At 72.5% G+C, this 20,365-nt stretch carries 23 protein-coding genes and 1 pseudogene; 14 read left to right on the forward strand and 10 right to left on the reverse strand.

The annotated features are described in order from the left end of the window. The first annotated feature begins 61 nt into the window (after window positions 1-61). On the forward strand, window positions 62-1,120 hold the full coding sequence (locus ASG40_RS18080) for a polysaccharide deacetylase family protein (protein WP_055888809.1): 1,059 nt from the start codon (window positions 62-64) through the stop codon (window positions 1,118-1,120). A gap of 10 nt (window positions 1,121-1,130) precedes the next feature. Here the strand turns inward: ASG40_RS18080 and ASG40_RS18085 are convergent, their stop codons facing one another. Further along, complete coding sequence (locus tag ASG40_RS18085) at window positions 1,131-1,550, reverse strand: hypothetical protein (RefSeq protein ID WP_055888812.1); 420 nt, start codon at window positions 1,548-1,550, stop codon at window positions 1,131-1,133. 164 nt (window positions 1,551-1,714) lie between these two features. Then, window positions 1,715-1,933 (reverse strand): DUF2842 domain-containing protein, encoded by a 219-nt coding sequence (locus ASG40_RS18090; protein WP_055888814.1) that lies wholly within the window; start codon window positions 1,931-1,933, stop codon window positions 1,715-1,717. A 179-nt stretch (window positions 1,934-2,112) separates the two neighbouring features. Here ASG40_RS18090 and ASG40_RS18095 point away from each other — a divergent pair, with 179 nt between their 5' ends. The 3 genes from ASG40_RS18095 to trhA all read left to right on the forward strand — a co-directional run bounded on the left by ASG40_RS18095 (window position 2,113) and on the right by trhA (window position 4,466). After that, a complete protein-coding gene (locus ASG40_RS18095) occupies window positions 2,113-3,234 on the forward strand; it encodes a COX15/CtaA family protein (RefSeq protein WP_055888816.1) in 1,122 nt (373 codons plus the stop codon). A gap of 179 nt (window positions 3,235-3,413) precedes the next feature. Next, window positions 3,414-3,584, forward strand: a complete 171-nt coding sequence (locus ASG40_RS21395; protein WP_156387804.1) for a hypothetical protein — start codon at window positions 3,414-3,416, stop codon at window positions 3,582-3,584. A 201-nt stretch (window positions 3,585-3,785) separates the two neighbouring features. Next, a complete protein-coding gene (trhA, locus tag ASG40_RS18100; RefSeq protein ID WP_055888818.1) occupies window positions 3,786-4,466 on the forward strand; it encodes a PAQR family membrane homeostasis protein TrhA in 681 nt (226 codons plus the stop codon). Between the two features lie 19 nt (window positions 4,467-4,485). On the opposite strand, the gene pucL is transcribed toward trhA, so the two are convergent. Next, window positions 4,486-5,334, reverse strand: a complete 849-nt coding sequence (gene pucL, locus ASG40_RS18105) for a factor-independent urate hydroxylase (RefSeq protein WP_055888820.1) — start codon at window positions 5,332-5,334, stop codon at window positions 4,486-4,488. A 47-nt stretch (window positions 5,335-5,381) separates the two neighbouring features. Between pucL and ASG40_RS22605 the strand changes: the two genes are divergently transcribed. Further along, window positions 5,382-5,906: a hypothetical protein gene (locus ASG40_RS22605; protein WP_055888822.1), complete on the forward strand. Its 525-nt coding sequence runs from the start codon at window positions 5,382-5,384 to the stop codon at window positions 5,904-5,906. Between the two features lie 160 nt (window positions 5,907-6,066). On the opposite strand, the gene ASG40_RS18115 is transcribed toward ASG40_RS22605, so the two are convergent. Beyond that, window positions 6,067-6,861: a calcium-binding protein gene (locus ASG40_RS18115; RefSeq protein ID WP_055888824.1), complete on the reverse strand. Its 795-nt coding sequence runs from the start codon at window positions 6,859-6,861 to the stop codon at window positions 6,067-6,069. 177 nt (window positions 6,862-7,038) lie between these two features. On the opposite strand from ASG40_RS18115, the gene uraD reads away from it, so the two are divergent. Together uraD and ASG40_RS18125 are read left to right on the forward strand one after the other, a co-directional pair. Beyond that, the gene (gene uraD / locus ASG40_RS18120) at window positions 7,039-7,923 is read left to right on the forward strand and encodes a 2-oxo-4-hydroxy-4-carboxy-5-ureidoimidazoline decarboxylase (protein WP_055888825.1); all 885 of its coding nucleotides are present in this window, start codon (window positions 7,039-7,041) and stop codon (window positions 7,921-7,923) included. A gap of 5 nt (window positions 7,924-7,928) precedes the next feature. Beyond that, window positions 7,929-9,155, forward strand: coding sequence for an allantoate amidohydrolase (locus ASG40_RS18125; RefSeq protein ID WP_055888827.1), 1,227 nt, complete (start codon window positions 7,929-7,931; stop codon window positions 9,153-9,155). Window positions 9,156-9,302: 147 nt separating this feature from the next. On the opposite strand, the gene ASG40_RS18130 is transcribed toward ASG40_RS18125, so the two are convergent. After that, window positions 9,303-10,667 (reverse strand): 8-oxoguanine deaminase, encoded by a 1,365-nt coding sequence (locus ASG40_RS18130; RefSeq protein WP_055888828.1) that lies wholly within the window; start codon window positions 10,665-10,667, stop codon window positions 9,303-9,305. Between the two features lie 56 nt (window positions 10,668-10,723). Then, entirely contained in the window at window positions 10,724-11,515 is a 792-nt protein-coding gene (locus ASG40_RS18135) for a hypothetical protein (RefSeq protein ID WP_244480655.1), read from the reverse strand. A 487-nt stretch (window positions 11,516-12,002) separates the two neighbouring features. Here ASG40_RS18135 and ASG40_RS18140 point away from each other — a divergent pair, with 487 nt between their 5' ends. The 5 genes and pseudogenes from ASG40_RS18140 (at window position 12,003) to hpxZ (ending at window position 15,290) form a co-directional block, all read left to right on the forward strand. Next, window positions 12,003-12,725, forward strand: coding sequence for a GntR family transcriptional regulator (locus ASG40_RS18140; protein WP_055888832.1), 723 nt, complete (start codon window positions 12,003-12,005; stop codon window positions 12,723-12,725). 183 nt (window positions 12,726-12,908) lie between these two features. Then, window positions 12,909-13,155, forward strand: a pseudogene (locus ASG40_RS22290) (cysteine hydrolase); the annotation flags it as partial. 91 nt (window positions 13,156-13,246) lie between these two features. Continuing rightward, entirely contained in the window at window positions 13,247-13,438 is a 192-nt protein-coding gene (locus tag ASG40_RS18145) for a DUF4089 domain-containing protein (RefSeq protein ID WP_055888834.1), read from the forward strand. Between the two features lie 4 nt (window positions 13,439-13,442). Then, complete coding sequence (locus ASG40_RS18150) at window positions 13,443-14,840, forward strand: AtzE family amidohydrolase (RefSeq protein ID WP_055888836.1); 1,398 nt, start codon at window positions 13,443-13,445, stop codon at window positions 14,838-14,840. A gap of 66 nt (window positions 14,841-14,906) precedes the next feature. Continuing rightward, window positions 14,907-15,290 (forward strand): oxalurate catabolism protein HpxZ, encoded by a 384-nt coding sequence (gene hpxZ, locus ASG40_RS18155; RefSeq protein WP_055888838.1) that lies wholly within the window; start codon window positions 14,907-14,909, stop codon window positions 15,288-15,290. Here hpxZ and ASG40_RS18160 read toward each other — a convergent pair whose 3' ends face one another. From ASG40_RS18160 to ASG40_RS18175, 4 genes are all read right to left on the reverse strand, one after another. Continuing rightward, entirely contained in the window at window positions 15,291-15,821 is a 531-nt protein-coding gene (locus tag ASG40_RS18160; RefSeq protein ID WP_055888840.1) for a hypothetical protein, read from the reverse strand. Window positions 15,822-15,885: 64 nt separating this feature from the next. Continuing rightward, on the reverse strand, window positions 15,886-16,206 hold the full coding sequence (locus tag ASG40_RS18165; RefSeq protein ID WP_244472447.1) for a hypothetical protein: 321 nt from the start codon (window positions 16,204-16,206) through the stop codon (window positions 15,886-15,888). Further along, entirely contained in the window at window positions 16,203-16,565 is a 363-nt protein-coding gene (locus ASG40_RS18170) for a helix-turn-helix domain-containing protein (RefSeq protein ID WP_055888842.1), read from the reverse strand. Before ASG40_RS18170 ends, ASG40_RS18165 begins: the two co-directional genes overlap by 4 nt. After that, window positions 16,559-16,819 (reverse strand): BrnT family toxin, encoded by a 261-nt coding sequence (locus ASG40_RS18175; protein ID WP_244480656.1) that lies wholly within the window; start codon window positions 16,817-16,819, stop codon window positions 16,559-16,561. Before ASG40_RS18175 ends, ASG40_RS18170 begins: the two co-directional genes overlap by 7 nt. A 175-nt stretch (window positions 16,820-16,994) precedes the next feature. Here ASG40_RS18175 and argS point away from each other — a divergent pair, with 175 nt between their 5' ends. Beyond that, the gene (argS, locus tag ASG40_RS18180) at window positions 16,995-18,743 is read left to right on the forward strand and encodes an arginine--tRNA ligase (protein ID WP_055889005.1); all 1,749 of its coding nucleotides are present in this window, start codon (window positions 16,995-16,997) and stop codon (window positions 18,741-18,743) included. Between the two features lie 29 nt (window positions 18,744-18,772). Beyond that, window positions 18,773-20,326 (forward strand): SPOR domain-containing protein, encoded by a 1,554-nt coding sequence (locus tag ASG40_RS18185; protein ID WP_055888844.1) that lies wholly within the window; start codon window positions 18,773-18,775, stop codon window positions 20,324-20,326. The last annotated feature ends 39 nt before the right edge of the window (window positions 20,327-20,365 follow it).

The raw sequence follows: 20,365 nt of genomic DNA on the forward strand, positions 1-20,365 counted from the left end.
TCCGCCGAGGGGACCGCGGCCGGCGGCATCGCCACGAACGCCGGCAGGGGGAGGATCACCGATGACCGCATCCCGCCACCGCCTGCTGGCGGCCGGCTTTCGCGCCATCGCCGCGACGGGCGCCGACCGCTGGCTGCGCCCGCTCGCCCGCGGCGCCGGCGTGATCCTGACCTTCCACCACGTCCGCCCCGAGCCGCCGGGGGCCTATGCACCCAACCGCCTCCTGACGATCACGCCGGACTTCCTCGACAGGGTGCTGGTGCGGCTGGAGGCGGAGGGGTTCGCCATCGTCGGCCTCGACGCGGTGCCGGAACGGCTCGCCGCCGGTGGCGGCCCCTTCGCGGTCCTGACCTTCGACGACGGTTATCGCGACACGCGCGATCACGCCGCCCCGGTGCTGGCACGCCACGGGGCGCCCTGGACCCTGTTCGTCACCAGCGACTTCGCGGACGGGCGGGGACGGCTGTGGTGGATCGAGCTCGAACGCGCCATCGCGCGCCTCGACCGGGTCCGGCTGGCCGGCGACGACCGGGACGCGACAGGCCTCGACCTGCCGGCACGGAACGCCGACGAGAAGACGGCCGCCTTCGAGGCGGTCTATCGCCGCCTGCGCGCGGGCCCCGAGGACAGGCTGCTCGACCGGATCGCGGCGCTCTGCGCCGAGGCGGGAATCGCGGCCGGTTCCGCGGCCGGCGACCTCTGCCTGTCCTGGCCCGAGCTGTCACGCCTGTCCGAGGACCCGGCGGTGACCGTCGGCGCGCATACGGTGAGCCACCCGATGCTGGCCAAGCACCCGGAGCGGCGCGCGGCCTTCGAGATCGGGGAGGGGCGCGACCGCATCGCGGCGCGGCTGGGAAGGCCGGTGCGACACCTCTCCTACCCGGTCGGCGACAGGACCTCGGCGGGAGGACGCGAGTTCGCCATCGCCCGCGACCTCGGCTTCGCCACCGCGGTGACGACCCGGCCGGGCCATCTGTTCGCGGGCCACGCCCGGCACCTGCACGCGCTGCCGCGGGTCTCGGTCAACGGCTGGCACCAGAACGAGGCGGCGTTGCAGGCCCTGCTCTCGGGCGTGCCTTTCCTGGCCTGGAACCGCGGCCGGCGCCTCGACGTGACGTGACGTGAGGGTTTCAGCGTCGGCGACGAAAGCGGCGATACGACCGGTTCTCGCCGCCGCCCACCGAGAAGGTCGCGCTCTGGCGTCCGCCCCGCGCATACGACCCGCGCCGGTGGCGCCGGCCACGCCGGGCCTCGGGCGCGGCCTCGTCGGCAGACGACCCCGCCGTGGCCACGGCGGGCGGCATCGCCGGTGGCATGGCGGTGATGGCCGTTCCGGTGGAGGCCGCCCCTTCGCTCGCCGCGGCGGCGCCTCCGGCCACGTTCCGGGCGGCCGGCCCGAACATCGACAGGCACTGGTTGTAGGCGAGGTCGTTCTTGAGCCGCTCGCAGTCGGAGGCCGAGCGCGGGCCGGCCTGCGCCGCGACCGGGTGATGGAGCACCGGCACGAGGACGAGGGCGAGGACGACGGGAAACGGGCTGAGACGAGGCATGAAGCGGTGGAGCGACCTTCGGGAACGACCCGGCGCGAGGGGATCGCGTCGCCACCGCGACGTCCCCGGCCGTGCGAGGTCCTGTTGCGAGACCGTCGGGCGCCCCCTCTGCCGGGGGAGTAAGGCGAAATCCCGGCGCGGCCCCGAGCCGGACCGTCGGCGTCCTACGGGCTCGGATCGGCGTCCGGGCGCTCCATCCAGCGGATCACCGGCATCAGCGGGAAGATCCAGGCGATGCCGAGGATGCAATAGAGCACCGTCTGCACCGGGGCCGGGGTCTGCGAGATGCGGCTGTCGGCCAGCGCCATGGCCAAAGGCGCATAGACGATCACGAACCCGAGGATCGCGACCGTGCCGATCAGGGTGCGGGTGCGGCGGCGCATCGGGCTGTTCCTACCGTCGGAATCGAGGACGGCTCCTGCCTAGAACCCGACGCGGGCAGTGGCAACGTCGCCCGCCGCCGCATCCCGGGTGCGGCACCGCCGGACGTTGCCGGCCGGACGCGGGCTCCTTAACTGGCGACCCATAGGCTCGGCCCCCCTGTCAGACGAGATCCCGCGCGATGATCCTGAGCGAGGCGTCCACCGCACACACGCCCGGCCGGTACCGGGGCGTGCGCGCCTGGCTCATCCTGCTGGCCGCCCTCGTGGTCTGCATGGTGGCCGTGGGCGGCGCCACGCGGATGACCGGATCGGGCCTCTCGATCACCGAGTGGCGGCCGGTGACCGGCGCGGTGCCCCCGCTCTCGGCGGAGGCCTGGGCGGCGGAATTCGACAAGTACAAGGGCACCCCCCAGTACCAGATCCTCAACCAGGGCATGGGCATCGCCGACTTCAAGGTGATCTATGCCTGGGAGTGGGGCCACCGCATGCTCGGCCGCGTCCTCGGCCTGGTCTTCTTCCTGCCGCTGGCCTGGTTCTGGTGGCGCGGCGCCCTCGACCGCCGCCTCGGCCTCGGCCTCCTCGCCCTGGGCGCGCTCGGCGGGCTGCAGGGTGCGATCGGCTGGATCATGGTCGCCTCCGGCCTCCAGCCCGGCATGACGGCGGTGGCGCCCCTGAAGCTCACCCTGCACCTGACCACGGCCAGCCTGATCCTGGCGGTGCTGGTCTGGCTCGCCACCGGCCTGCGGCAGCGGGCGCCGGAGCCGGCACCGGCGGGCCTGCGCAACGGCGCCTATGCGGTGGCCGCCCTGGTCCTGGTCCAGATCGCGCTCGGCGGCCTCGTGGCGGGCTCGCGCGCCGGCCTCGTCCACAACACCTGGCCGACCATGGACGGCCTGTTCGTTCCGCCGCTGTCCATGCTGTTCGCGGTGACGCCCTGGTTCGAGAACTTCGTCGACAACGTCACCCTCGTGCAGTTCGACCACCGCATCGCGGCCTATCTCCTCCTCGCCCTCGCCTTCCTCCATGCCATCGACGCGACGTGGCGCAGGCCCGGCACCGGCATCGCCCGCCGGGCCTGGGCCGTGGCCGGCCTCGTCCTCGCGCAGGCCGTCCTCGGCGTGACGACGCTGCTGTTGGCGGTGCCCCTCTGGGCGGGCCTGTCCCACCAGGTCTTTGCGATGGTGTTGCTGATCATGGCCGTCGTCCATGCCCGGCTCACCGTGGCCCAGGCGGCGAGGCCGGTCCCGACCGGTGCGGCGAGCCCCGCCTTCGGGTTCGAGTATCTCGGCGCCGCACGATAATGCAGATGATGAAGATCGCCGCCTAATCCTGCAGGATACCGCGGCTTTTCGGATCTTTCGGCGTCTCGACGAATCGTGAGTGCCGCAGCGCACACACTTATCGCAACGCGGCGAACCGACCGGACACGACGGCGTTCCTCCCCCACTCGGCCACAACCGGACCGGATGGAGAACAGCCTTTGAAGACCGTCGAACCGAACCGGGATACCGCCGCCGAGGGTCGCCACGTCCGCCCGACGAAGTCTCGCGAGCGGCTGTCGCGCCGCGCCGCGATCGCCCTGACGGGCATGCTCGGGGTCGCCTGGGCGGCCGTCATCCTCAGCCGCTATCCCACGCTCATCGCGGGCTAGGCTCGGCGCCGCCAGGCGGCGACATCTGCGCTCCGTAGGGCGCGCTTCACCATGACGCGGGTTTATCCGCCGGCTGTCCCGTCCCGCGTAGTCCGACGCCGGAACGGGGTCGCGCCCTCCACGGTTAAGCTCCTACCACGCGACGGCCGGGGGTTAAGCCTCGCCGTCGCGGATCGCGGTGGCGACAGGGAAGGCTCCACGATGTTCCTGGCGGAAGACGGTCGTCCCGCGGACCTGAAATGGAATTACACCCGCGGGGAGACCCTCGCGGACGGGGCGATCCACGTCATCGGCGTGACCCTGGGTCTGGCCGGAGCCATTGCCGTCGTGATGCTGGCGGCCATGGAGCCGCTGGGCTGGGCCGGGTGGGCCGCCGTGGTGGTCTATGCCGCCGCGCTGGTGTCGATGCTGGGGGTCTCGGCCACCTACAACATGTGGCCGGTGGGCCGGCGCAAGTGGATGCTACGCCGGGCCGACCATGCCCTGATCTACCTGATGATCGCGGGCACCTACACGCCCCTCGTCACCCTCGTGGGCACCGGTTCCTCGGCATGGGCGCTGCTCGCCGCGATCTGGCTGGTGGCGGGCGTCGGCATCGCCCTCAAGCTCCTGATGCCGGGGCGCTTCGACCGGGTCGCCATCGGCCTCTACCTGATGCTCGGCTGGAGCGGCGTGCTCGCCTACGACTCGATCATCGCGGTGCTCACCCCGGACGCCCTCCGGCTGCTCGCCGCCGGCGGACTGCTCTACTCCTTCGGGGTGGTGTTCCACGTCTGGCGCAGCCTGCCCTACCAGAACGCGATCTGGCACGCCTTCGTCCTGGCCGCCACCGCCTGCCACTACGGTACGGTGCTGCTCACCGTGGTCGACACGCGGGTCTGAAGCCCAAGTCACACGGCGCTCACACCTCGGTCGACCGCCCCACCGTCGCCTCGATTTGCCCGTGCGGCTCGTCGGTGGGCAGGAACACCCGCCCGTCGCTGGCGAGGCCGAAGGGCGAGAGGTCGATCGGGATGTAGTGCTTGTTGGGCATGGCGAACCGGATCTCGGCGATCTCGGGGATCGCCGCCAGCACCGCCTCGCCCATCCGGTACATGCTGTCCTGCACGCTCGGACTGTAGGTGGTGCCGAACACCGCGACGAGGATCGCGAGCACCCGCGCGTTGGTGGCGACGGTGTCGGCGGGGACGTCGGACCATGTCCAGGTCGCGTCCATGCTCGTGGCGGCGATGCGATCGCTCGTGTCGGCCAAGGTACGGTAGCCGTCGTCGACGAAGTCCGCCCAGCCCGACTGCGTGGTCTTCATGAAGGTGTAGCCGCGCAGGCCCGATTGCAGCACCGAGCCGGAGCGGTCGGCCACCAGCTTGACGTAGCCGACGCCGTTCCCGTCGAGGGTGAAGGTGTGGCCGTGCGGCGTGCCGGAAACGGCATGGCGCAGCCAGCGGGTCTCGCGCGCCTCCACCGAGATCTCGGAGACCTGCGGGTAGGTGTCCAGGAACACCTGCGCCACATGGCCGGCGAAGGCTTCCGCCTCGGCCTCCACGTGCTTGGCCGCCGTGACGTTGACGATGTTCTTGACGCTGTCGGTAGCGACGCAGGTGCGGTTGTCGCCGTCCGTCCAGGCGCGGTCGAAGGCGCCGGTCATGAGGACCTCGAGGGTGAGCTCGCGCGGGGTGTGGTGGTCGCCGTCGCGGGCGAGCCGCATCACCCGCACCCGTCCCTTGCCGTATCGCGACGCCGTCAGTGCCATCGTCGGTTCCTCGTTCGATCGGTCGGTCGCCCTCGGGCCTACGCGGCATGGACGACGCGGCATGGGCGACGTGGATCCGCTCCGCCCGGGCCGAGGCGGTGTCGCCCAGCCCGTCGAAGAACAGGGTGAGGACGTCGACGCAGATTGCGGCGAGCAGGATGCCGGATTCGAGCAGCGGATGCAGCATCCGCTTGAACAAGTTCGGCGCCACCAGCGGGATCGGGCCGAAGCCCACCGAAACCGCAACGATGAAGAGGTTGTTGCGGTTGGCCGCGATAATCCACCGCGCCGAGGATGCGCGCACGCCGGTGACCCCGACGAGGCCGATGTTCGGCGAGCCTGCTCGGGGGCGCCAGCCCCAACGCCCGCCCGACGATGAGCGGCTCCGCCACCGCGCCGGCATCCATCGCGAGCCCATGCTGCAGACCGAGGAGCCCGAGGGTGGCGGGGGGCACCTTCGTGATGGTGCCGGCGCCGGCGTCGGAGGGGTGAGCGCTCACGTGTCGGACCCTCCCGGCGACCCGGCCCTCCTCGCGGCGGTCGAGCAATCCCTATGCCAGGGATTCACATAACAAGCCTGGCCGCGGCGGAGCGATCCGCCGCGGCCAGGCCCTCACGCTGGCTTCCTCATCCCATTTCCGGTTGATCACTTCGTGATGCGGACATGGGCTTCGCTCAGGCGCCGCGCGGGCTCGGTGAGACGGGTCCCGCTTGATCCAAGCGGAAACCGTCTCACAGGATGAAGTCGCCCCGCGCGAGGTCGGTGGTGCCGCCCGCCAGGGTCACGTCGATCGCCATGTCGGCGGCGCCGCCGTCGACGTTGACGAAGACGGTCCAGTCGGTGCCCGAGCCGGTGGCCCAGACCGAGCCGGCGGCCGTGCTGGGACCGGTGGTCGAGAAGGTGAAGTCCTGGTTGTTGGCCCGGGTCAGGTCGGCATCCATGGCGTGGAGGTCGATCTTGTCGCCCTCGGTCCGGTTGAAGTCGAAGATCTCGTCGCGGGCGCCCGCGGCCGATTCGAGGTGGTTGAAGTAGATGAAGGTGTCCGCGCCCGAGCCACCGGTCATGTCGTCGGCGCCGCGCAGGCCGATGATGCGGTCGTTGCCGCTCCCGCCGGAGATGGTGTCGTTGCCGCCGGCCACGAAGATCAGCGAGTCGCCCACGAGGTAGTCGTTGCCCTGGCCGCCGTAGATCAGGTCGTTGCCGAGCCCGGCCTCGACGCTGTCGTCGTCGAAGCCGGCGTAGACGGTGTCGTTGCCCGAGCCGAGCTGGATGGTGTCGTTGCCGGTGCCGCCGTAGACGGTGTGGCCGGCTTGGGCCGCGCTCGAGGTGGAGCCGATGTCGATGATGTCGTTGCCCCCTTGCGCGTTGATGAAGAGCGAGCGGGTGGACGGCGCCAGGAACAGCACGTCGCGGTCTTCGTCGAGGTTCTGGAAGCCGGTCCGGTCCTGGTCGTCGAAGAAGCGCTGGATCAGGTTGAGCTGCGCGCCGGTGAGCTGGGTGGTGTAATCGCGGTTGAAGTCGAACATCGCGCTCTCCTCGTGTCGGCCGGTCGGTCGACCGGCATGAGGGGACCATGCCCGGCGATCGGCGCCCCTTCCGTGATCCGGATCACACAAGCCCGAACAGGCGCCCCGTGGCGCGGAGCCTGCTAAGGGCTGGCGTCGGCGGGCGCGGCCCGGCCGTCCTCGTCATGGCGGAGCCTCATGACCCTCTCGCTCGATGCCCTGAACCGGGCCAGCCTGCCCGATTTCGTGACCGCCCTCGGGGCGGTGTTCGAGCACGCCCCCTGGGTGGCCGAGGCCGCCGCCGCCGGCCGGCCCTACGCCACGGTGGAGGCGTTGTATTCCGGCATGCGCAGGGCGGTGGAGGCGGCGCCCGAGCCCTCGCGGCTGGCGCTCCTCAGCGGCCATCCCGAACTCGCCGGCCGGGCCGCGCGGGAGGGCGCCATCGCCGCCGATTCCATCGCCGAACAGGCCGCCGCCGGACTCGACCGGCTCTCGCCGACAGAATACGCCCGCTTCGAGGCCCTGAACGCCGCCTACCGCGAACAATTTGGGTTTCCCTTCATCCTCTGCGTCAGGCGCCACGGCCGCGCCTCGCTGCTGCGGTCGTTCGCGGCCCGGGTCGCCTCGGACGCGGCCACCGAACGCGCCACCGCGCTCACGGAGGTGTTGCGCATCGCCGCGATCCGGCTCGACGCGCTGGTGACGGGGGAGGGCCCCTTGCGGACCACCGGCCGGATCTCGACCCACGTCCTCGACACGGTGCGGGGCAGGCCCGCCGCCGGTGTCGCCGTCGACCTCCTCGAATGGGTCTCGGCCGAGGAGACGGTGCTGGTGGCGCGTGCGGTCACGAACGCGGACGGGCGCACCGACGCGCCCCTGATCGGCGGCCGGCCGGTGCCGATCGGCACCTACGAGCTGCGCTTCCACATCGGCGACCATTTTCGCAGGCTCGGCCTCGACACGGCCGAGCCGCCGTTCCTCGACGTCGTGCCCCTGCGCTTCGGGGTCGCCGAGCCGGAGGGGCATTACCACGTGCCCCTGGTGGCGACGCCCTGGAGCTACCAGACCTATCGCGGGAGCTGACACCGGTGGATTTCGCTCCCCGCATCCAGGCGCGCCTCGACGCGCTGGCCGCCATCAGCGCCGAGCCCGGCGCCATCACCCGCCTCTACCTCACCCCCGAACAGGCCCGCGCCAGCGCCCTCGTCATGGGCTGGATGCGCGAGGCCGGGATGAGCGCGCGCGTCGACGCCGCCGGCAACGTGATCGGCCGCCTGGAGGGCCCGGTGCCGGGGAGCCCCGCCGTGGTGATCGGGTCGCATCTCGACACGGTGCGCGATGCCGGGCGCTACGACGGCCCCCTCGGCGTGGTCACCGGCATCGCCTGCGTCGCGGCTTTGGTGGCATCGAGCACGCGCCTGCCCTTCGCGGTTGAGGTGGTGGGCTTCGCCGACGAGGAGGGCACCCGCTTCGACGCGACCCTGATCGGCAGCCGGGCCTTCGCCGGCACCTTCGACCCGGACAAGCTCGCCTGCCCGGACGGGCAGGGGATCACCATCGCGCAGGCGCTGCGGGCGGCCGGGTTCGACCCGGAGCGGTTCCACGAGGCCGCCCGCCGCCGATCCGAGATCCTCGCCTATCTCGAACTCCACATCGAGCAGGGTCCGGCCCTGGAACGGGCGGGCCTCGCCGTCGGGCTCGTCACCGCCATCAGCGGCGCCACCCGTCTGGCCGCGACCCTGGAGGGTGAGGCGGGGCACGCCGGCACCGTGGCGATGGACGGGCGGCGCGACGCGCTCGCCGGGGCCGCCGCCTGTATCCTGGCCGTCGAGGCGCGCTGCCGCGGCGAGGCCGGGCTGGTCGGCACGGTGGGGAGCCTCACCGCCAGCCCCGGCGCGGTCAACGTCATCCCCGGCCGGGTCGCCTTCAGCCTCGACCTGCGCGCGCCCGACGACGGCCAGCGTGCGGCCGCGCTCGCCGACATCGCGGCGGCCTGGCGGTCCATCGCGGCCGAGCGTGGCCTGGCCCTCGCCTGGCGCACGACCCATGACGCTCCGAGCGTGCCCTGCGACCCGGCCCTCGCCGAGCGGATCGCCGCGGCGATGGCGGCGGAGGGCCATCCGGTGTTCCGCCTGCCGAGCGGGGCGGGGCACGACGGCATGGCGGTGGGGGCGCTGGCGCCGGTGGCGATGGTCTTCGTGCGCTGCCGCGGCGGCATCAGCCACAACCCGGCCGAGTTCGCGAGCCTGCCCGACATCGAGGCGGGCGCCCGCGTCCTGCTGGCGACCCTGCGCGGGCTCGGCGCGGATGGGTGACGCCCCCCTTCCGTAGGTTCGAGGAGCCCATGGAGGACCTTCGTCGGCGTGGACTTGCCGGCCCCGTTCTCGTGGTCGACGGGTCGTTGGCGGCCAACAGCGGCACCGGTCCGTCGCGACCGGGCACCGGTGCCGCGGCCTCCACCCTCAGGCCGTGCCGAACAGGCTATGGGCGAGGCGGGTGTGGGCCTCGCGCAGCCGGCCCGTCTCGATGCCGAGCGGCTGGCCGTCGATCACCCGCCAGCGGCCGGCGACCATGACCCGGTCGGCCTTGTGGGCGCCGCACAGGACCAGCGCCGCCAGGGGATCGTGCGCGCCCGAGAACCGCAGCTCGTCGAGGGTGAAGAAGGCGAGATCCGCCTCGCGGCCCTCCTCGATCCGGCCGATGTCGGCGCGCCCGAGGCAGGCCGCCGACCCTTCCGTCGCCCAGCGCAGGGCGTCGAGATGGGTGACGCGTTCGGCCCCGTAGGTGAGGCGGTTGATCATCAGGGCGTGGCGCACGCCCTCCATCAGGTTGGAATTGTCGTTGGAGGCCGAGCCGTCGACGCCGAGCCCCACCGGGCTGCCGGCGGCCTCGAGCTCGCAGGTGCGGCACTGGCCCGACGCCAGCGTCATGTTCGAGGTCGGGCAGTGGCAGACCCCGACCCCGGCGCGCCCGAGGCGGGCGACCTCGGCGTCGTTGAAATGGATGCCGTGGGCGAGCCAGACGCGGTTCGTCATCCAGCCGACCTCCTCGAGATAGTCGACCGGGCGCTGGCCGAACGCCTCGAGGCAGTAGCGGTCCTCGTCGAGGGTCTCGCCGAGGTGGGTGTGCAGGCGGCAGTCGTGGCGCTCGGCGAGCGCCGCGCTCTCGCGCATCAGACGCTTGGTGACGTTGAAGGGCGAACACGGGGCGAGCCCGATCTGCACCATCGCCCCGGGCCTCGTGTCGTGGAACAGACGCAGCACGCGCTCGCTGTCCTCGAGAATGGTGTCGTCGCTTTGCGTCAGGCATTCGGGCGGCAGGCCGCCGTCCTTCACCGACAGGCTCATGGAGCCGCGGGTGACGACGGCGCGGATGCCCAGGCCGCGCGCCTCCTCGACCTGGATGTCGACGGAACTCTCCAGCCCCTTGGGGAACAGGTAGTGGTGGTCCCCGGCCGTGGTGCAGCCGGACATGAGCAGCTCGGTGTAGGCGAGCCGCGTCGCCAGGCGGAACGCCTCCGGGTCCATCTTGTCCCAGACCGTGTAGAGGGCCTGCAGCCAGGGAAACAGCGGCTTGTTGATCGCCACCGGATGGGCGCGGGTGAGCGTCTGGAAGAAGTGGTGGTGGGTGTTGACGAGGCCCGGGATCACCACGTGGCGGCCGGCCTCGACGGTCTCGTCCACCGGCGCGGCGGGGCTCGCGCCCGCGGCCACCCGCTCGACGATGCGGGTGCCCTCGACGACGATGCCGCCGCCGGCGTCCTCGGCGAGGATGGCGAGGGGGTTCCTGATCCAGGTGCGGCCCGACTTCATGCCGACGTCGTCCATCCCATCCCCCTCATGCCATCCGCGCGATGCCATCCGCGCGATGCCCTGCCGGCCCCTCAGAAGACGTGGAAGGACACGCCCGCCGGGGCGGTCGTCTCCTCGGAGTCGGGCACCCGCGCGGCGTCGTTGCCGAACTTGTTGCGCCAATACTGGAAGCCCACGAACACGTCGACCTTGTCGGGCTGGCCGTAGACGATTCCGAGCTCGGGCGTGGCGTCGAACTCGGTATCGCGGGCCGGCAGGGGCACGGTGCCGTTGCGGTTGAACTCCCTGGAGGCGTGGACCGCGAGGTCGCGGAGGCCCGCCGGCACGTCGAAGGCGACGTTCAGCCCGGCGACGACGAGGTGCTTCTCGGAACCGAAGCTGGTGTTCTTCGAGTTGAGATCGGTGCCGTAGGAGAGCGAGACGTCCTCGACGAAGCCGAGGAGGGCGAAGGCCTCGGGGCCGGTGAGCGCGTTGCCGCTCAGGGTGGCGCGGTGGAGACCGCAGGCTTCCGTCGCGCCGATGCCGGTCTGGATGTCGAGGTTCGGGAGCGCGTAGCCGCTCGGATGCTGCGAGCCGGACCGGGGAATGTCGAGGGAGACGACGTCGGTGCCGTAGGCCCAGGCGTTGGCATGGCCGATGGTGAGGACGGTCTTGGGAATGCTGCGCCCGTTGAGCGGGTTGTCCTTGGTCGCCGGGCCCGCGGGCGCGCGGGAATCCATCACCCGGCGGTCGCCGACCTGGGCGTCCGAGAACAGGAAGAACGAGGACGGGACCGACGGCGGCGCGAGATCGGACGCCAGGGCCGGAACCGTGAACGGCGCCATCGCGGTGGCCATCGGAAAGCGGGAAAATCGATGGGTCATCGGCCGTCCCCCGGGGGCTTGGTGGGGCCCTCTTGCCGGCACAGCAGCAACCGATATGCCAGCGGACGCGTCCGGCTCGCGGCCGGACCTCGCGCGGAACGCGCGATGCAAATCGGCGACAAGACCCCGATCCCGCCCGCGATCCTCACCGAGCCGCGACCCTCACCGAGCCGAGCCCGGACGGCAGGACCCGGCCGTCCGCTCGCCACGGGCCGACGAGCGTCTCGGAGACCGGTTCGCGCCATGCCTGAGCGTCGTCTGCCCAGGAAAGCGGATGTCTGCCTCCCGATGCGCGCCGATGCCGGAAAGGCTCCGGCGCGGTGCCCGAACGCGGGACGGCGCGGCCGGAACACCCGCCCACGTTGCGGCGGTGGCCGAAACACGGTCTAAGGGCCCCCGCGACACGCCCGCTTCCGGGGAACCGGCGCAGCGCTCCGAGAGCGGGTCGCGGCCGGATCGCGTTCCCGTCCTCCAGCCCGAGATCCCGGTGCCCGCGCCCCAGACCCGCGCCGAACGCCTGGCGGACGAGATCGCCGCCGCCATCCTCTCGGGCGACCTGCCCCCGGGGCTGCACCTCGACGAGCAGGTGCTGGCCAAGCGGTTCGGGGTGTCGCGGACCCCGGTGCGGGACGCCCTGCGCCTCCTCAGCGGCAGCGGCCTGATCGACCTGCGCCCGCGCACGGGCGCCACGGTCCGCACGATCACGGCGGAGGGGCTCGACATGCTGTTCGTCGCCACCGCCGAGATCGAGGCGACCTGCGCGCGCCTGGCCGCCCTCGGCATGACGGCCGCCGAGCGCAGCCGCCTGCGCGACCTCCACGAGGGCATGGCGCCCCTGGCCGCGGCCGGCGACCGCGACGGCTACATCACCGCCAACCGGGATTTCCACGCGCTCCTCTCCATGGGCACCCACAACAGCGTGGTGGAAGAGATCGCCCGGTCGCTGCAGCGGCGCCTGACACCGTTCCGCCGGGCGCAGTTCCAGGCCGAGGGCCGCCTCGCGCGGTCGCACAGCGAACACGGCGCCGTGGTGCGGGCGGTGCTGGCCCGGGATGCCGCCGCCGCCAACGCCGCCATGCTGGTCCACATGAGTATCGTCGAGGATGCGTTCGAGACCGTGGACGCAGCCCCCGCCGCGATCCGCGCCGTGGCCCGGGACCGCATCGTCCGTCCTCGCCGCGCGGAAGCGGTCGAGCGGGCGCGTCGCTGAACAGCCACCGGCGCCGACGCGATCTGCCACCGATCGATACTGGGCGGAATACGATGTGGGCGCCGCAATCGGGGCCCCTGCGGACATGATCGCGCACGGCCAGGCGATTCGCCCGGCTTCAGCCCCCGATGTGAAGGGCCCGCCAAGACCGTCACGCTCGCCGCGCAGCCCGCGCCTTCGGCCATCGATCCGGCCACCACGGCGCTGGTCGTCATCGACATGCGGCGCGACGTCATCGAGTCCGGCGGCTTCGGCGAGACGCCGGTCAACGACGTCTCGCTTCTCGAGGCGGCCATCGCGCCGCGCCGTGCTCGCGGCCGCGCGCGCCGCCGGGATGCTGGTGGCGCACACGCGGCAGGGCCATGCCCCCGACCTCTCCGATGCGCCCCCGGCCAAGCTCGAACGCGGTGACCGGGCATCGCCGTTCGGCTGCTGTCCTCACGCAACGGGGGTCGCTCGGCATTGATTTCGCTTGGGGCCGCTCCTGCGACGACAGCCGCCACAGCCGCCCCGGGACCCCGATGCCACCGACCCCCTCCGAGACGCGCGCCGCCTATGTCGAGGCCGCCGCCGGCCTGCTCGGGCTCCCCCTCGACCCGGCCTGGGCGGCGGGCGTCGCCGACAACCTCGCGGTGCTGAGCGCGGCGGCCGAGCGGGTGGCGGCGTTCCCGCTGCCCGACGAGGCCGAGGTGGCGCCGGTGTTCGAGGCCTGACGGGATGAGCGACGATCCGGCCCTGATGCACGGCCACGCCATCGCCGCCGCCGTGCGCGACCGGCGCACGAGCGCCACGGCGGCGGTCACCGCGGCCCTGGCCCGCATCGCGCGGGTGGACGGCACCGTCAACGCCTTCACCGACGTCGTGGCCGAGCGCGCCCTGGCCCGGGCCGGATCGATCGACGCGGCCATCGCCCGCGGCGAGGTTCCGGGGGCCCTCGCCGGCGTGCCCTTCGCGGTCAAGAACCTCATCGACGTCGCCGGCCTGCCGACGCGGGCGGGCTCGAAAATCAACCGCGCCCGCCCCCCGGCCGCCCGCGACGGCGCGACCCTGCGCCGGATGGAGGCGGCGGGCGCCATCCTGGTCGGCGCCCTCAACATGGGCGAATACGCCTACGACTTCACCGGCGAGAACGTCCACGACGGCGCCACGCGCAACCCGCACGACCTCGGCCACATGTCGGGGGGCTCGTCCGGCGGCTCGGGCGGGGCGGTGGGAGCCGGTCTCGTGCCGATCGCGCTCGGCTCGGACACCAACGGCTCGATCCGGGTGCCCTCCGCCTTCTGCGGCTGCTTCGGGTTGAAGCCCACCTATGGCCGGCTGACGCGGGCCGGCAGCTTCCCCTTCGTCGGCAGCCTCGACCATCTCGGGCCGATGGCCCGCAGCGTCACCGATCTGGCGCTCGCCTACGACGCGATGCAGGGCCCCGACCCCGAGGACGCTGCCACCACCGCCCGCGCGCCGGAGCCCGCGACGCCGGCGCTCGACGACGGGATCGCCGATCTGCGCATCGCCGTGGCAGGGGGCTATTTCGCTACCGGCGGCGACCCGGAGGCCTTCGCGGCGGTGGCGGCGATCGCGGGCGCGCTCAAGGTCACGCGCCGGGTCGAGATCCCGGAGGCCGCCCGCGCCAGGGCGGCGGCCTATCTCATCACCGCCGCCGAGGGCGCCGCCCTCCACCTCGACCGGCTGCGGACCCGGGCGGACGACTTCGACCCGGCGGTGCGCGACCGGCTCATCGCGGGCGCGATGATCCCCGCCCCCTGGGTCGAGGGCGCCCAGCGCTTCCGGCGCTGGTACCGCGCGGCGGTGGCCGAACTCTTCGCCGACGTCGACGTGATCCTGGCGCCGTCGACGCCGTGCCGGGCGCCGACATCGGGCCAGACCCATTTCGTCCTCGACGGCGTGACCCTGCCGGTGCGGGCCAACATCGGCGTGTTCACCCAGCCGATCTCCTTCATCGGCCTGCCGGTGGTGGCGGTGCCGGTGCGGGTGGACGACGGCCTGCCGCTCGGCGTCCAGGTCATCGCCGCCCCCTGGAGGGAAGGATCGGCGCTGCGGGTGGCACGCCACCTCGAACGCGAGGGAATCGTGAGCGCCCCCGCGGCGGACCTTTGACAACCGTCGTGATCCTCCCCTCCTGGACGCGAACGACGGCGTGACCGGCGAAACCACGAGACAGCCATGACGATCGACGACCCCGCCGTGAAGGCCGAAGTCGAGGCGGCGTTCGCGGCCTACGAGGCCGCGCTCGACGCGAACGACGTGGCGACCCTCGAGGACCTGTTTCGCGACGATCCGCGCACCATCCGCTACGGGATCGGGGAAAACCTCTACGGCATGGACGCGATCCGCGCCTTCCGCCGGGCCCGCTCGCCGCAGGGGCTGGCGCGCACGATCCACGACACCGTCATCACCACCTACGGGCGCGACACCGCCACCGCCATGACCCTGTTCCGGCGCGAGGGCGCCCCGGGCAAACTCGGCCGCCAGAGCCAGACCTGGGTGCGTTTCGAGGAGGGTTGGAAGGTGGTCGCCGCCCACGTCAGCCTGATCGAGGACGCCTGATCAGGTCTCGGCCGGGTCCTTGCGCGCCACGCGGCGCAGGCGCCCGTTGCGCTTCTCGTATTCGAACATCGCCGTCGTCGCCCGGTCGGCATCGGCGTCCACCGCCGCGGCCGGCACCGCGGGGGCAGGGGGCGTCCGCCGTTCCAGGGCGGCGCGGACCAGGGCGACGTCGCGGGCGATCAGGGCGGCGAGATCGGCCCGCACCGCGAGTTCGGCATCGGCACCGTCTTCGAAGGCGAGGCGCAGGAGCGTGGTGGGCGGCGTCGCCTCGAAGGCGCCGAGCCCGAACCCGACGGCGGAAGCGGCCACGCTCACGGGCTTGGGCAGGGCCTGCGCGCTGGCCAGCGCCCCCTGAAGGCCGCGCAGGAGATCGCCGCTCCAATGGGCGGGCGGTGCCGCGGGCTCCGGCAGGTCGAGGCTCGCCACGGTCTCGATGCCGCGCGAGGTCCCGTCGGGCATCGTGAAGAGCCCGTCCTCGTAGGCGCCCGCCCCGCTGCCGCAGGCGCCCCCTGCGATCCGGATGGCCGTCATCGTCTGTCGTCCTCGCATGACGCGCCCACGGTGACGCGCCGATGTGTCCGAAACGCGGCGCGGCTCACGACGCGCGTCGGGCACGCTCGGCGAAGAAGTTGCGCAGGGTCGCCGCCACGAGGTCGTCCACCTGCGCGGCGCTCTTGGGTTCGCGCAGGACGAGGCTCGTCACCGCGTCGGGGTGGTTGCGGCGTTGCTTCGGGGTCCGGGCGTGGTTGGAGACCCGCAGGGCGAGGTCGCAGCCGGCGGTCTTGAGATAGACGGAATCGCCGCGGGTGTTGCGGGCCGCCTCGGCGAAGCCCTGTTCGGACAGGCGTGCGAGCGCCCGCGCCATCGCGGCGGCCGGGTCGAGCGGGGGCGAGCCCCGCCGGTCCCCACCGGTCACGCGGCGATCGACGGCGCCCGCCCGAGGGCGCGCAGGGCCGCCTCCGGCTCGCGGTCGAGGATGTTGAAGAGCACCCGCACGTAGGGCGGCACCGAGGTGCGGCCCTGTTCCCAGTTCTTCAGGGTCGCGAGCGGCGCATCGATCAGCCGGGCGAATTCGACCTGCGTCAGCCCCAGGCGTTCGCGCACCATATGCGGCGGCCGGACGACGACGGCCCCCTCCAGGTAAGAGGGATCGTCGGGGTCGTAGCCGTCCTCGATCATGTGGCGCCGGATATCCTCCTCGGTGGTGGCATCGAGCTTGGCCTGGTCCACGTCGGCCGGCCGGGCGGCCAGTTCCGCCAATGTCACCCTCACCATTTCACGCGCTCCTTACGGTTCGAGAGCCAGGCCGTGATGATCCAGCGGACATCGCCGCGGTCCGTATAGACGACGGTGTAGAACCGGCCGTCATACTGGCCCACGGCCGTCATGCGGACCTCGCCGTAATCCCAACGCGTATCCTGCCAGGTCACCACTCGCCCAAGAAAGATCCTGGCCGCAGTCCCGAGCCCGAAGCCGCGAGCGGATTTCACGAGGTCGGATTTTGCCGGGTCCCAGTCGAATTCCATCATCCACTCATACGCTCACAGCGTCCTTCGCACCAGCGGCGTGTTGCAACGAAGCGGTGGTGAGCGTTGGGCGGCGACCGGCAAGGCGCGTGCCGTGACACCCCCGCCTACCCTTGCTATGCCGCGCCTGACACGATGACGGCGCGTCCGTCGCAACCGCATGCCCCGGCTCCATCCGATGAACATCTTCGCCACCTTCGAGGCGCGCGTCCGCGAGGCGTTGCAGGCGCTCACCCGCTCCGGCCACCTGCCCGAGGGGCTCGACCTGTCCCGCGTGGTGGTCGAACCGCCGCGCGATCCCGCACACGGCGATCTCGCCACCAACGCCGCCCTGGTGCTGGCCAAGGAGGCCAGGGCCAACCCGAAGGCGCTCGGCGAGGCTCTGGCGGCGGAACTCCGCACCGACCCGCGGGTGGTCGAGGCGAGCGTGGCGGGGCCGGGCTTCATCAACCTGCGGCTGGTGCCGGAGGTGTTCCACGAGGTGGCGCGCGCCGCCCTGACGGAGGGCGCCGGCTACGGCCGCGCCGCGATGGCCGGCGGCCCGGTCAACATCGAATACGTGTCGGCCAACCCCACCGGGCCGATGCACGTCGGCCACGGCCGCGGCGCGGTGTTCGGCGATGCGCTGGCCAACCTCCTCGCCTTCGCCGGCCGGGACGTGACGCGCGAGTACTACATCAACGACGCCGGCGCGCAGGTCGACGTCCTCGCCCGCTCCGCCCACCGGCGCTACCGCGAGGCGCTCGGACAGGACGTCGGCCCGGTGCCCGAGGGGCTCTATCCCGGCGACTACCTGGTTCCGGTGGGGCGGATGCTGGCCGACACCCATGGCCGCGCTCTCCTGGAGCAGTCCGAGGCCGAATGGCTGCCCGTGGTGCGGGCCTCGGCCATCGATGCGATGATGGCGCTGATCCGCGGGGACCTCGCGCGCCTCGGGATCCACCACGACGTGTTCTTCTCCGAGGCGACACTGAAGGAGGCCGTCCCCGTCCTCCTGGCGGAGCTGCGCGACAAGGGCCTCGTCTACGAGGGCCGGCTGCCGCCGCCCAAGGGCCAGCCGCCGGAGGATTGGGAGGACCGCGAGCAGACCCTGTTCCGCACCCGAGAGTTCGGCGACGACGTCGACCGGCCGCTCCTGAAGTCCGACGGCTCCTTCACCTATTTCGCCTCCGACATCGCCTACCACCGCGACAAGTGGCGGCGCGGCGCCACCGACCTCATCGACGTGCTCGGCGCCGACCACGGCGGCTACGTCAAGCGGATGCAGGCGGCGGTGAAGGCGGTGAGCGGGGGCGAGGCCACCCTCGACGTCAAGCTCTGCCAGCTCGTGCGGCTGCTGCGGGCGGGCGAGCCCGTGAAGATGTCCAAGCGCGCGGGCGAGTTCATCACCCTGGCCGAGGTCGTGGACGAGGTCGGGCGCGACGCCATCCGCTTCATGATGCTCTACCGCAAGAACGACGCGACCCTGGATTTCGACCTCGCCAAGGTGGTCGAGCAGTCCAAGGACAACCCGGTCTTCTACGTGCAATACGCCCACGCCCGCTGCGCCTCGGTGTTCCGGCAGGCGCGCGAGGCGATGCCCGGCGAGGATTTCTCGCGCGCCGCCCTCATGGCGCAGGCCGACCTGTCCCTCCTCGCCGACCCCGGCGAGGCCGAGATCCTGCGTCTCGTCGCCCAGTATCCGCGGGTGATCGAAGCGGCGGCGGCGGCGCACGAGCCGCACCGTGTGGCATTCTACCTCTACGAACTGGCCAGTTCCCTGCATGGTTTCTGGAACAAGGGCAAAGACTTGCCGCAATTACGGTTTGTTAATCCAACCGACAGAAACTCGACCCGGGCGAGATTGGCCCTCGTCGAGGCTTTGCGGGGCGTTCTCGCTTCGGGTCTCGGCGTCTTGGGCGTCACCGCGCCGGACGAGATGCGGTGAGGACACGCCGCGTGTAGAGGGATGCAGCCATGACGCCGAACGCCTCGCGAGCGCCTGTCGACTTCGATGCGTTCGAGCGCGAGCTGCAGCAGCCGGCGCCGCAATCGGCACAGGCTGCGGCCAAGGGCGATCCGTTGGCCGAGCTCGCCCGCATCGTCGGCCAGGACGATCCGTTCCGGGCGCTGCTGCAGGTCCGTGACGCCCGCGCCGCCAGCCACCAGCAGGCCCAGGGCGGCCGCATCGAGCCGACGTTCTACGAAGACGCTCGCTACGAAGACACCCGCAACGAGCACGCGCGCCACGAACACGCGCTCTACGACGACCGCCGGGCGGAAGGCTCCGGGGGCCATCCGCACCAGCCCCCGGCACACGCCCTGCAGGCGCAGGCCCCCGAGGGTCACGCCCCGCAGGACCCTGCGGCCGGCTACGGCCATGGCCAGCCCTACGACCCGGCCTACGGCCACCCGCCGGATCTGTCGCCGGCGGACGCCTTCAACCAGTACCTCGCCTCGGTCGAGCAGGGCGGCTACGACGCGCAGGGCAACCCGCGCAGCCATGGCGCAGACGACGCAGGCCACGCATTCGCCGACGACGGCGCCGCCCCGCGCAACGCCGCGGCCGAGAAGCCGCGCCAGCGCAGCCGCCTCGTCTCGGTGGGTGCCGGGCTCGCGGTCCTCGTCGTCTCCGTCACCGGCGCCCTGACCTGGCGCAGCCTGCACACGAGCGGCAACGGCGGCAGCGAAGGCGTGCCCACCATCATGGCCGACAAGGCCCCCCTCAAGATCGCGCCCAAGACCGCCGACGGCGTCGAGATCCCCGACCAGAACAAGCAGATCTACGACCGGACCGCCAAGGACGGCCAGATCCGCATCGTCAACCGCGAGGAGCAGCCGGTGGACGTGGCCCAGGCGGCCCGCGCCGCGCCGCGGCCCGCGGAATCCGCCGCCACGCCCGCCACCGCCACGCCGGGCACCCTCAACGAGTCGCTCGGCGAGCCGCGCCGGGTGCGCACGGTGTCGGTCAAGCCCGACACGCCGCCGCCGGCCCAGCAGCGCGACGTCCCCGCCCAGGCCGCCGATACCACCCCGGGGGCGGCGTCGACCTCGGTCATCCCGAGCATGGTGATGCCCGGCGCGGGCAACGACGGCACCGCGACCACCGCCTCCCTGCGCCCGCGCAGCCCTAAAATCCCGCCCGCGGTCCCGGCCCCCGAGGCCGGCACGACGACGACCGCCGAGGCCCAGCCGGCCCCGGCCCAGAAGCCGAAGCCGGCCCAGAAGGTCGCGGCCCTGCCGGCCGAGACCGCCCCGGCGGCCGCGGTCCCGGTCACTTCCGGCCCGGTCGGCGGCTTCTCCGTCCAGCTCGGCGTGCGCACGAGCCAGGCCGAGGCCCAGGCCGCCTTCCGGCAGATGCAGACCAAGTACAGCCAGCTCAACGGCCAGCCGCCCCTGATCCGGCAGGCCGAGGTCAACGGCAAGTCGATCTTCCGCGTCCGCGTCGGCCCCCTGGGCAAGGACGAGGCGAACAGCCTGTGCAGCCAGATCCAGGGCGCGGGCGGCCAGTGCTTCGTGGCCAAGAACTAAGTTCGAACGAGCCGACGAGCGAGCGCACCTGCGCGGCGG

It is taken from the genome of Methylobacterium sp. Leaf399, from assembly GCF_001424525.1.
Classification (GTDB): Bacteria; Pseudomonadota; Alphaproteobacteria; order Rhizobiales; family Beijerinckiaceae; genus Methylobacterium.